Annotated in this window: 9 protein-coding genes; 7 read left to right on the top strand and 2 right to left on the bottom strand. The window is 55.1% G+C overall.

Annotated elements, in window-relative coordinates; genetic code table 11:
• Positions 1-16 precede the first annotated feature (16 nt).
• Genes AC3G2T_RS37520 through AC3G2T_RS37510 form a run of 3 tightly spaced genes read left to right on the top strand, consistent with a single transcriptional unit; the run spans position 17 to position 3128 of the window.
• Positions 17-946 carry an ABC transporter permease gene (locus tag AC3G2T_RS37520; RefSeq protein WP_488438639.1) on the top strand — a complete coding sequence of 310 codons (930 nt, stop codon included), beginning with the start codon at positions 17-19 and terminating at the stop codon, positions 944-946.
• Positions 947-989: 43 nt separating this feature from the next.
• The gene (locus AC3G2T_RS37515) at positions 990-2129 is read left to right on the top strand and encodes a BMP family ABC transporter substrate-binding protein (RefSeq protein ID WP_488438638.1); all 1140 of its coding nucleotides are present in this window, start codon (positions 990-992) and stop codon (positions 2127-2129) included.
• A gap of 21 nt (positions 2130-2150) precedes the next feature.
• Positions 2151-3128, top strand: a complete 978-nt coding sequence (locus AC3G2T_RS37510; protein ID WP_488438637.1) for an aromatic ring-hydroxylating dioxygenase subunit alpha — start codon at positions 2151-2153, stop codon at positions 3126-3128.
• Positions 3129-3204: 76 nt separating this feature from the next.
• Here the strand turns inward: AC3G2T_RS37510 and AC3G2T_RS37505 are convergent, their stop codons facing one another.
• Positions 3205-4275, bottom strand: a complete 1071-nt coding sequence (locus AC3G2T_RS37505; protein ID WP_488438636.1) for a DctP family TRAP transporter solute-binding subunit — start codon at positions 4273-4275, stop codon at positions 3205-3207.
• Between the two features lie 940 nt (positions 4276-5215).
• Here AC3G2T_RS37505 and AC3G2T_RS37500 point away from each other — a divergent pair.
• Both AC3G2T_RS37500 and AC3G2T_RS37495 read left to right on the top strand, forming a co-directional pair.
• Entirely contained in the window at positions 5216-6835 is a 1620-nt protein-coding gene (locus AC3G2T_RS37500; RefSeq protein ID WP_488438646.1) for an ATP-binding protein, read from the top strand.
• Positions 6813-7511, top strand: coding sequence for a response regulator (locus AC3G2T_RS37495; protein ID WP_488438635.1), 699 nt, complete (start codon positions 6813-6815; stop codon positions 7509-7511). Before AC3G2T_RS37500 ends, AC3G2T_RS37495 begins: the two co-directional genes overlap by 23 nt.
• Positions 7512-7530: 19 nt before the next feature.
• Here the strand turns inward: AC3G2T_RS37495 and AC3G2T_RS37490 are convergent, their stop codons facing one another.
• Entirely contained in the window at positions 7531-8661 is a 1131-nt protein-coding gene (locus AC3G2T_RS37490) for a stalk domain-containing protein (protein WP_488438634.1), read from the bottom strand.
• 199 nt (positions 8662-8860) lie between these two features.
• Here AC3G2T_RS37490 and AC3G2T_RS37485 point away from each other — a divergent pair, with 199 nt between their 5' ends.
• Positions 8861-10291 (top strand): NAD-dependent malic enzyme, encoded by a 1431-nt coding sequence (locus tag AC3G2T_RS37485; RefSeq protein WP_474684618.1) that lies wholly within the window; start codon positions 8861-8863, stop codon positions 10289-10291.
• A gap of 18 nt (positions 10292-10309) precedes the next feature.
• Entirely contained in the window at positions 10310-11617 is a 1308-nt protein-coding gene (locus AC3G2T_RS37480; protein ID WP_474684617.1) for a dicarboxylate/amino acid:cation symporter, read from the top strand.
• The last annotated feature ends 603 nt before the right edge of the window (positions 11618-12220 follow it).

Genomic DNA, 12220 nt, shown 5'->3' with positions numbered 1-12220 from the left:
GCAGGAGGCGAGTGGCATGGATTTTTACACAAGTTTGTTGATTGCCGCCATCACGGCCGGTACGCCGATATTGTTTGCTGTGCTGGGCGGGATTTTGTCCGAGAAATCCGGCGTCATCCATTTGGGCGTGGAAGGGTTGATGCTTGTAGGCGCGGTTACCGCGTGTTCGATTTATTTGAAAACGGGGAGCCTGCCGCTTGCGGTGCTTGGCGCTCTTGCCGTAACCGGCGCGCTGGGTGCGGTTCATGCTTTTTTGACGGTGACGCTGGGGGTGAATCAGGTCATCAGCGGTTTGGCGATGACGCTTTTCGGAACGGGGCTCAGCGCTTATGTCGGCAAGCCGATTGCCGCCCATCCGATTGCGGGAGCCGTGCCCAAAGTGAATGTGCCGTGGCTTGACGGGATTCCGCTCATAGGTCCGGTGTTCGCGCATCTCGATTTGCTCGTCTGGTGCAGCTTTGCGCTCACCGCTCTGCTGTATGTTTGTATGTACAAAACTTCGTGGGGCCTGAAGCTCAGCGCGATCGGCGAAAGCCCGGGAACCGCGGATGCGATGGGTATATCCGTCCTGGGCGGGCGGTATGCCGGCGTGATCGCCGGCTCGGTGCTGATGGGCATGGGCGGCGCGTACTTCATTCTCGCGTATACGCCGAGCTGGATCGAAGGCATGACGGCGGGGCGGGGCTGGATCGCGGTGGCGCTTATCATTTTTGCCAGGTGGAATCCGCTCCGCGCATTGTTTTGCGCTTATTTTTTCGGCGGGCTGGATGCGCTGGGCTTTCGGGTCCAACTGCTGGAGCATGCGATTTCGCCTCATTTTCTGAAAATGTTGCCTTATATGATCACGATTGCCGTGCTTATGTTCGAGGGCTGGCGAAATCGCGGCGAGCCGCCGGCCGGTCCGGCGTCATTAGGCATCCCGTACGAGCGGGAGAAGCGGATTTGAGCACAATGTGCATTGCCGATGAATGGGGAGGAGAGAAAATAATATGAAAAAAATGATGCTATCGTTAACCGCACTCATGCTTATGATCGTGACGGCTTGTTCGCAAGAATCGGCGAAGCCCGCCGGTACGGCGGAGCCCTCGGCAGCGCCGTCCGCTTCGGCGGCAGCAGTAACGCCTGCGGCGGAGAAAAAGCTTCCGCGGGTCGCATTCGTTTACATCGGCGTTCCTGGCGACGGCGGTTGGACGTATGAGCACGATCAGGGTAGGCTCATGATGGAGAAGGAGCTGGGCATCAAGTCGACGACGGTTGAAAACGTGCCGGAAGGCGCCGACTCCGAACGGGTGTTCGAGGAGCTGGCGCAAAAAAACGACGTCATTTTCGGAACCAGCTTCGGCTACATGGACCCGATGTACAACGTGGCGAAAAAATACCCCAATGTGAAGTTCCTGCACGCAACCGGCTATAAAACATTGCCGAACATGGGAACTTACATGGGCCGCGAGTATCAAAGCGCCTACCTGGTCGGCATGGCGGCGGGAAAACTGACGAAGAACAAGCACCTCGGCTACGTGGGCGCTTATCCGATCCCGGAAGTCATTTACACGATCAATGCATTTACTCTCGGCGCGCAAAGCACGAATCCGGACATTGACGTCTCCGTCGTTTGGAGCAACAGCTGGTTCGATCCGGCTACGGAGAAGCAGGCGGCGATCAGCTTGCTGGATAAAGGCGTCGATGTGCTGGCGGCTTACCAGGATTCACCGGCCAGCATCCAGGCCGCTGCGGAACGCGGAGTATGGGGCATCGGCAACGACTCCGACATGGGCAAATACGCGCCTGAAACTTACATTTCCAATCCCAAATGGAACTGGGGACCGTACTATACGCAAACCGTGAAATCGGTGATCGACGGCACCTGGAAATCGGAGGCATATTTGGGCAGCATGAAAGACGGCATCACGACGACGGCGCCTTTCGGCAAAAACGTGCCGCAGGACGTCAAGGATCTTGTCGAGAAGAAAAGGCAAGAGATTTTGAACGGCACTTTTGAAGTATTCCAGGGGCCGATTACCGACCAAGACGGCAAAGTGCGCTTTGAGCAAGGGAAGAAAATGACGGATGAAGAGATTTTGAGTACGAACTGGTTCGTGAAGGGAATTAAAGGAACCATTCCGAAATAAGAGCGAAGGAGAGTGCGGGCGATGACGATCCAAGATTCGGTTTTGCTTGCGGAGTGGCATCCGGTGCTGTTGTCGTCGGCCTTGACGGAGCGCCCGGTTGCCGTGCAGGTGCTGGGCGAGCAAGTCGTTGTGTTCCGCACGCCGCAAGGGGTGCATGCGTTCAAAGACTTGTGCATCCACCGCGGCGTGCCGCTGTCGCTCGGCAAAGTCGCCGGCGATGAGCTGGTATGCGCTTATCACGGCTGGTCCTACGACGGCTGCGGCGCCTGCACGCGGATTCCGGCGCTGCCTGCGGGTCAATCGATTCCGTCAAAAGCAAGAGCGGTAACTTACGCATGCGTCGAAGCGCACGGCCTCATCTGGACGTGTCTCGGCACCCCGGCCCTGCCCGAACCGGTAATCGGCAAGCACAAGGAAGCGGGCTTCAAGGAAGTGTTCATGGGCCCGTACGCTTTGCAGGCCGCAGGTCCGCGGCTCGTTGAAAATTTTCTCGATGTGTCCCATCTCATGTTCGTGCATGAGGGGCTGCTCGGCGACAGCCAGTTCGCGGAAATTGCGGACTATCGGGTGTATGAGGAGGACGGCGTGCTTCGCTCCGATGAAATCGTCGTGTATCAGCCGGATCCTGACGGCACGGGACGTGGGGTGCACAGCCGCTACGTGTACGAGGTGTTCTCGCCGCTGTGCGTCGCTTTTACGAAGCGGAGCGACGATACTGACCACATTTTCCGGCTGTTCCTGATGGTGCTTCCGGAAACCGCGCAGCGGAGCAAAGCTTTTATGATCAAGCAGCGCAATTACGCCCTGGAGGAGCCGGACGAAGTGTTCATCCGCTTTCAGGACGTTCTTATCGAGCAGGACCGGGAAATGGTGGAAAACCAGAAGCCTGAGCTGCTGCCCCTTGATCTGCAGGCGGAGCTGCATTTGAAGTCAGACCGGATGAGCATCGCTTACCGGCGGATGTTGAAGGAACTGGGCGTAACGTTCGGCACAGCGTAAAGCTGTCGTTGAACGTGCCGTGCCGCAGAACGTATAGAAAAAGCCGATTTCCCGCTGAGCGCGGGGGAGTCGGCTTTTATTGTTCATGCCCGCCGGAATAGCGGCGCCGAAGCTCGTACACGGCACCCATCAGCTCTTTGCTGACGTAGCTTTCCGTCTCTCGATAGACCGGTTCGAGCGTCTGCATCCATTCGTTCCTTTCCGCTTCCGTCAGAACGTGGATGTTCAATTGATCGACCTTTTTCAGTTCCTCCAGTTGGAGGCTGTTGAGGGAAACCGCATTGGCATTCGCCCAGGCCGTCGTTTCCTGCATCGCCGCGGCAATCACCGCTCTTTGATCGGCGGGCAGCTTTTCCCAGAACGATTTGTTCACCAGCACCCCGTAGCCCAAGTAGGCGTGATTGCTCAGGGTCATATATTTTTGCACCTGGTAGAGCTTTTTCGAATAGATGTTGGAAATGGTGTTCTCGCCGGCGTCCACCTCGCCCGATTCCATGCTGCGGTACGATTGGTTGAACGGGATCGGGAGCGTTTTGGCTTTCAGCAGACGGAACTGGGCTTCAATAACTTTGCTCGGCAGTATGCGAAACTTCAAATCGCGAAAATCTTCCGGGTGGACGAGCATGCCGCGGTTCGAGGTCATTTGCTGAAACCCGTTCGCCCAAAAGCCCAGGCCGACCATGCCCTTCGGCTCCAGCTCGCGCAGCAGGATGTTCCCGATTTTGCCGCGAAACGCCTCTTCGACAGCCGCATCGTTTTGAAAAACGAACGGAAGGTCCATGATCATCCATTCGGGCACGACCTGGGAAATGTTAGAGAAGCTGGGGGCGATCATCTGTATGCTGCCGCGCTGCAGCGCCTCGACTTCGTCCGGTTCATTATAAAGCTGCCCGTTCGGAAACAGCTCGACCTTGATGTTGTCGTTCGTTTTGTCCTTGACCAGTTGGGCGAACTTTTGCGCAGCCAAGCCTTTGGGCGTATTTTCCGCGACGACAAAGCTGAATTTGATCGTAGTCTGCTGCCGGAGGCCGATCTGCTCATCGTCATAGACCCGGGGGCCGCTGTTAAACTGCGAGGAAAATCCGATGCCGACCGCCGTCAGGAGGCCGATCAAAACGAACAAAGCGATTCCCGCAAACGCTCTCATGCTTACCTCCCCAACCTCCTCCATAGTATAAAAACAGTGTATCATATTGTATGATAATGTAAGAAATATGAAAATTGCGCGAGACCAGCCAGTCGGAGTCAGCACCGGAGTTGGCGCTGCAGCAGGCGTTAGGGCATAGGAAAGACTCCCGGGGCCGGATCTGGAGCCGGCGCACCTCTGGCATCGAGTGGAAAGCCTGCAAAAACACCATGACGTCGCGGGCGGTCACCTACAGAATGAAAATAGTCAGGTTTACTGACTGGGTTCTATTTTCGTATATTGTGCAGCTTTTTGCTCTGTGATCCGTGTACAATTATACGTTCGGCTGCCCGGAAACCCGCACGCTAGAGCTTTCTCGCCTGGTTGCGCGAAGAAAACCTGCAAAAGTACAGTTATTTTACCGTTGATGTGCTGGCAGCGAAAAATTCCTGCAAATGTGCAGGCTTTTCGCCGCGAACAGGGGTTTAGATTCATTTCGAACGAAAATTCCTGCACTATTGCAGGCTTTTCGCTAAAATGAACCATTTTTAGGGAAAAAACCTGCACTTTCGCAGGTTTTCTCCGGCAAGCCGCCTCGGGTCCTCACTTCAGCGCCACAACAGGTGGCAGGAAAGGAGTCCCCCGCTTTAGCGCCGCAATCCGTACCGCCACTCCGGTCCAGAACGATCTGAAAGAGCTTTACAATCTGATTACCCTGGAGAGGCATGGATTGGGGAAGAGCGGCTGCGCCCGTCCGGTTTCCATCGAAAAAACCTGCACTATCGCAGGTTTTAAGGATAGCCCTAAGCGGTGAGCAGCGTGCGGCGCTGTGATTGACAGTATAGCCGGTGACCAACGTGCGGCGCCTGTCATCGACCGACCGCCGCCATGCAGCGCAACTCCGCGCGCTGGGAACTGCGCGCGGTTTTTTCACAGAAATATAGGGGGTGCGGCGTTGAAGATCAAGGGGCTTCGCATGAATTGGAAAATAGCCATTTTGTCCTGCGGCATCGTGCTGTTTGCGATCTGCATCGGCGGCATCATATTGATCGGCCGGGTCGTGCATGTGCAGGAGCAGGAGCTCGGACAGCGGCTGCTCGTCACTGCGCGGACGGTAGCGCAGCTGCCCTCCATTATTAGCGGGCTGTCGCCGCAGGGCAGCCGGCAGGACATCAATCCGATCGCCGAGCGCATTCGGATCATTAACGACGTTGATTATATCGTCGTTATGGACATGGACGGCATTCGCTGGTCGCACCCGTCGGCGTCGCGGATCGGGCAGCGGTCGGAAGGGGCGGACGAGCATTCGGCTTTTGCCGAGCATACGTATTTGTCCAAGGCGACCGGCGAGCAGGGGACGGCGCTCAGAGCGTTCGTGCCGGTCATGAACGAGCAGCATGAACAAGTCGGCGTCGTGCTCGCCGGGCAGCTGGTGCCCGGTTTGGCCGGAGTCATTTCCGACATGCGGGGGCAAATCTATGTGACGGTCATGCTGTCCATGCTGTTCGGCGTGTGGGGCTCGTGGATGCTGTCGAGGCATATCAAGGAGCAGATGTTTAGGCTCGAACCCAAGGAAATCGCCCAACTGCTCGTAGAACGAACGGCCACCTTCAACGCCATGCATGAAGGCGTAATTGCCATCGACAGCCGCGAACACGTAACGGTGTTTAACGACAAAGCCAAGCGCATGCTGCACATCGAAGGGGACGTGCTCGGCCGCCCCATCCGCGAGGTGCTGCCCGATACGCGGCTGCCGGAAATTTTGCAGCTGAATCATGCCGTTTATAATCAGGAGCTGCATATAGGACCTGCACTCATTTTGAGCAATCGCGTCCCGATCAAAGTCGGCGGGCAGACGGTCGGCGCCGTGGCGATTTTTCAGGACCGCACGGAAGTGACGAAGATCGCCGAGGAACTGACCGGTGTCAAGGCGTTTGTCGATGCGCTGCGCGTGCAAAATCATGAATATATGAACAAGCTCCATACGATCGGCGGGCTGATTCAGCTCGACAACAAGCAAAAGGCGCTTGATTATTTGTTTCAGACGATGGAGGAGCAGTCCGAGCTGAGCAGCTTTGTGTCCAGCAAAATCGCGAGCGAGCATGTGGCCGGGCTGCTGATCGGCAAGATCAGCCGCGGCAAGGAGCTGGGCATCGAGGTTCGCCTGGACCGGGAAAGCAGACTGCAGCGATTCCCGGAATATTTGGACCAGCACGATGTGGTCGTCGTTCTGGGTAATTTGATCGAGAACGCCTTCGATGCGCTGAAGCATAAAGAGGGCGGCAAGGAGATTTTTATCAGCATCGAGCAGGATGACGAGCTGCTGTCTATTTTGGTCGAGGACAACGGGAGCGGGATAAGCGAAGAGACGAAGCGGCGTATATTCGAACGTGGGTTCTCGACCAAAGCCGCGGAGGGCCGGGGCATCGGTCTGCATTTGATCCGAAATATCGCGGATAAAAGCGGTGCGCACATGGAAGTTGAATCGACGGTCGGGCAAGGAACGAGCTTTATACTGACATTTCCAATGATGGACAGGAGGAAGGAGGGCGAGACGGATGTTCAGAGTCGTACTGATTGAAGACGATCCGATGGTGCTGGAGGTGAACAAACAGTTCGTCGAGCGGGTTGCCGGATTCGAGATCGCGGGAACGGCGTCAGGAGGCCGGGAAGGAATGGACAAAGTCCGCGCGCTGCAGCCGGATCTCGTCATTTTGGATATATACATGCCCGATCAGAACGGGATCGAAACGCTGCAGCAAATCCGCCATGAACAGCTCGGCGTGGATGTCGTCGTCATTACCGCGGCCAACGATATTCCGACGATTCAGCGGATGCTCCGTCAAGGGGCGATCGATTATATTATGAAGCCTTTCAAGTTCGAACGGGTTCGGGAAGCTTTGGAAAATTACCGCATGATGAAAAGCGGGCTGAACAAGGAGACGACCTTGTCGCAGGCCGATCTGGATCAATTGCTCCGCGGCAAACAGGCCCGGCTTGAGACCGCCGGACCTTTGCCTGAAGCGAGTTTGGACCTGCCCAAAGGGTTGCAGGAGCTGACGATGAAGCAGGTGATGATGTTTCTTATGCAGCAGCAGAAGCCGCTGTCCGCCGAGGAAGTCGCCGAAGGCATCGGTTTGGCAAGGGTGACAGCGCGCAGGTATTTGGAATATTTGGAGAAAAACAAGCAGGTCAAGCTGGACCTGGAATACGGCGGCATCGGGCGTCCGGTTAACCGGTACATATGGGTCGGCTGACTCCCGTGCTTGCAGCAGCTTATTTGCTTTTGAAACGGGATACCGGAATCTGGAATTCAGGCATGCCCAGTACATATGGCGTGTATTCGTACAAGGAAAAATAGACGACGACCGAATCGTCCTGCAAATAAAAGCCTTGATCGTCGCGGATCGTCTCGAACGGCTCCAGAAGCTCGTATCCCCGCTCTTTGATCTGCTTCTTGATTTCGTCGTTGATGATTTGTTTGTAGTTGGCGTCGTTTTGGGCCGCTTGCTTGAGCGAAATTCCATCCCCGGTCGTCAAATCGAACGTATGTGCGTTCCAATCGGACATGCCATGGGCGCCGCCTGTGTATTGATACACTTCAAAATACATGCTCAGCTGATTTTGCTGATTGTATGTCACCCGATAATTTACGTCAAAAACGAAATGCATATCGGGATCGTCTTTGCCCAGATCCGCTTTCATCTGCTTCAGCAGTTCCTGCGCGGACGCTTCGTATTTCGCCGCTTCCGCCTTCATGAAGGCGTTGATTTTTGCGCTGACTGCGCTATTCGCCAAACCTTCGATCTGCGGGTATTGAATCGTAACGGTTTGTCCGCTTTGCGTGTGGTCGGCCGACAGGTTGGTCAGCTTGAGCGAATTTTCCTTGATCGGCTGAATCGAAATCAGGCGGTTCGCGCTATCGTATCCGATTTTGTAGCCCATCTGTTCAAGCAAAAACCGCAAGGGCACATAAGTAGTCCCCTGCACAATAACAGGCGGCAGCGTGTCGTAAAAGCGATGCCCGTTCATTTCGTACTCCGTGTTTTGATTGCTCAGTTTCATGGTCTTGTTCGTGCCTGTAACCGTAACCTTTTTCGTTGCGTCATCCCAGGTGGCGGCAAGACCGAGCTGTTTGCCCAAAAAAGCAAGGGCGACATAAGTGTCTCCCTCCTCATTGACCGCTCCCGGAACGACTATTTTTTGATCCCCGATTTGAATATTCAGCGTGGCAGATTTGAGCTCTACGTCCGAAGAATAGTCTGCGGCCAGTGCGGTACCGTTGAAATAGGGCAGACCGGCTCCGGCGGCCCCTATGATAAAGGCGGCTGCCAAAGGGAGTTTCATCCATGCCGGGCTCTTTTTGCGAGTATGCGGTTGCTGTTTCAACATATTTAATGTTTTCAAGTTATGCAGCTCCTTTCGCTATGTATCTTTAATTATAATAGAAAGGACGGGCGGAAGGGTTCAAAAGTTTAAAAAAACAGTGACCAAAAAGACCATAAATACCAATATGGTCAAATTCTTCACGCCTTGATTTGAAAGCGATATCATGAAAACTGTAACTTATTTCGAGTTGTTCAAATATCGCTTTGAGGTGAATTTCATGTCAATTCCGTCAGGAGTAAATACAAGCATCATTTTGCGTCTTGAGCTTGATAAGAGCGCGGCATCGTTCGGCAGCATCGCTACAGCCATAAGCGATGCAGGCGGGGACATTATCGCCATCGACGTAGTCAGAACGGAGAGCAATATTACCATTCGCGACATCACGATCAACGTGTACGACAACAAGCATACCGAGCTTATCGCCGCGGCGATTCGCACACTGGCCGGAGTGAAGGTCGTGCACATATCCGATCAGACGTTTTTGCTGCATTTGGGCGGCAAGATCGAAACGAGCCCGAAATATCCGATCAAAAACCGGGACGATCTTTCCAGGGTGTATACGCCCGGCGTCGCCAAAGTTTGCATGGCGATTCACGAGAAGCCGTCGCTGGCCCATACGTTGACCATCAAGCGCAATACGGTCGCGGTCGTCTCGGATGGAACGGCGGTGCTCGGTCTCGGCAATATCGGACCGGAAGCGGCGATGCCGGTCATGGAGGGCAAGGCGATGCTGTTCAAGCAGCTGGCCGGAGTGGACGCTTTTCCCATTTGTCTGGATACACAGGATACGGATGAAATTGTAAGCATCGTGAAAGCGCTGTCCCCAACATTTGGCGGCATCAATCTGGAGGATATTTCGGCGCCCCGGTGCTTTGAGATCGAACAGCGGCTCATCGAGGAGCTGGATATTCCGGTATTTCACGACGACCAACATGGGACGGCAGTGGTGCTTTTGGCTGGACTGTTCAATGCCGTCAAAATCGTGAACAAGAAGCTGGAGGATTGCAAAGTCGTGCTGTGCGGCATCGGCGCGGCCGGGACGGCCTGCACCAAAATGCTGATGGCCGCGGGCGTGAAGAACATCATCGGCGTTGACCGGCCGGGAGCGATTACACAAGACGGCAACTATGACAATCCGTTCTGGAAATGGTACGCGGAACATACGAATCCGGAGCAAATTCGGGGATCGCTGTCCGAGGTTATCGCGGGAGCCGACATTTTCATCGGCGTATCCGGCCCGGGCGTGCTCAAAAAAGAGGACGTCGCCAAAATGGCGAAAGATCCGATCGTCTTTGCGATGGCCAACCCGGTTCCGGAAATTCTTCCCGAAGAGGCGGAGCCTTATGTGCGGGTGATGGCGACCGGGCGTTCGGATTACCCGAACCAGATCAACAATGTGCTGTGCTTTCCGGGCCTGTTCCGCGGACTGCTCGACTGCAGAGCTTCCCGGGTGACGGAAAACATGAAGCTCGCCGCAGCCAAAGCGATCGCTTCGGTTGTCCAGGAAGACGAATTGAACGAATACTATATCATTCCGAGCGTTTTCAACCATTCTGTTGCTGAGCAAGTTAGAGAAGCGGTCATTCAAGCGGCCTACGAGGATGGTGTTGCCAGAAGACGCCGGGAAAAAGTGCAAGCAAAATCTTGATCCAAGGAGGTACTTCCAATGAAACTTGGCAAAAATTTGACTGTGCAGGTGTTGGTCGCTATCGTTCTGGGGATTGCGGTTGGGCAAATTTTTCCGCAGCAGGCCGATAATTTGAAGATATTATCCGATATTTTCGTGAAAATGATCAAAATGGTGATCGCTCCGATCGTATTCTTTACGATTGTCATCGGCTTCTCGGGCATGGGCGATTTGAAAAAAATCGGCCGGATCGGCGGCAAAGCGATGCTTTATTTTGAAGTCATTACGACGTTTGCGATGGCGATCGGCATCGCGGTCATGTACGTTTTTCATCCCGGAGCGGGCATGAATACGAGCGCGGTGAAAGCCGGGGATGTGGCGAGCTATACGAAACAAGCGGCTGAGAGCAGCCACGGCTTCCTGGGCTTCATAACGGGTATCGTTCCCGATAACGTGATGGCGGCTTTTTCGAAAGGCGATATGCTGCCGGTTTTATTCTTTTCGGTCCTGTTCGGTTTGGCGATGGCCGGTCTTGGCGAGCGAGCGAAGCCGGTAACGGTCTTTTTGGAAAGAACGAATGAAATATTCTTCCGCATTGTGGCGATCATCATGAAATTTTCACCGGTCGCGGCTTTCGGGGCCATGTCCTACACGATCGGCAAATTCGGCGTACACTCTTTGTTCTCGCTCGGCAAAATGATGGGTTCCGTGTACGTCACGATGGCGATTTTCATTTTTGTCGTACTGGGCACGATCTGCAAAATTTACGGCTTCAGCATTCTCAAGCTGCTCGCCTTTATTAAGGAAGAACTGCTGCTCGTTCTGGGCACTTCCTCCTCGGAATCCGCGCTGCCGCGGGTGATGGAGAAGCTGGAGCGGTTCGGCGCATCGAAGCCGGTCGTCGGCCTCGTCGTTCCTACGGGCTACTCATTCAATCTGGACGGCACATCCATCTACTTGTCCATGGCGGGGCTGTTCATCGCCCAGGCGTACGGCGTGCATCTGGACTGGATCCAAGTGCTGACCTTCCTCGGAGTGCTGATGCTGACTTCCAAAGGCGCCGCAGGCGTGACAGGCTCGGGCTTCGTTACTTTGGCGGCGACGCTCGCGGCGATTCCGAACAACGTCATTCCGGTCGAAGGCATGGCGCTGCTGATCGGGGTTGACCGGTTCATGTCGGAAGCGCGGGCAATTACGAACATCATCGGCAACAGCGTAGCGACAATCGTGATCGCGAAAAGCGAGAACCAGTTCGATCCGAACGGGCAGCCGCAGGAAGCGGCCGAGCCGGCAGCGACGCCGGAACCGGTCGTCGACACGTTCGAAATGCCGGGGAAACCGGCGTAAATGCCGGGGGAACCTGAGTAAATGCCGGGGAAACCCGTGTAAATGTCGGGGAAACCCGTGTAAATGTCGGGGAAACCCGTGTAAATGTCGGGGAAACCGGCGTAAATGTCGGGGGAAACCCGAGTAAATCCCGGGGAAACCCGTGTAAATGTCGGGGAAACCCGTACAATTCCCCGAAAGGGCTTTCCGAAGTCATGCGAGATGACTGGGGAGGGCCCTTTTTGGCGCGGAGCCGGCCCGGGGGTGGGCATGGCGCGAGGGTGCGGGGGGACGGCAATGCATGCGCGGGAAGCCATGGTAAGGCATGGCAGGGCATGGCATGACAAAGCATGGAGCTAGGCCAACGGCACCACGGCATGCGGCCGAAACCCGCCCGCCAGAGCCGGTCGCACCATCTGCCTGGTTGCGCGAAGAAAACCTGCAAAAGTGCAGTTTTTGCTCGATGGATACGCCGGCCACGACAAATTCCTGCAATTGTCAGGCTGTTGAGAAAGTCTCATGAATTCACCAATTCACCGCGTTAATATGGTATAATATTCTTGTGAGTATTCCATGGAAAGCGCGGTGTGTCTATGCTTTACACGAACGAGCCTAATCCTCAAC

The sequence above is a fragment of the Paenibacillus sp. sgz302191 genome, from assembly GCF_057749925.1.
The sequence above is the reverse complement of the archived record's forward strand: the minus strand, read 5'-3'. Positions and strand labels throughout refer to the sequence as shown.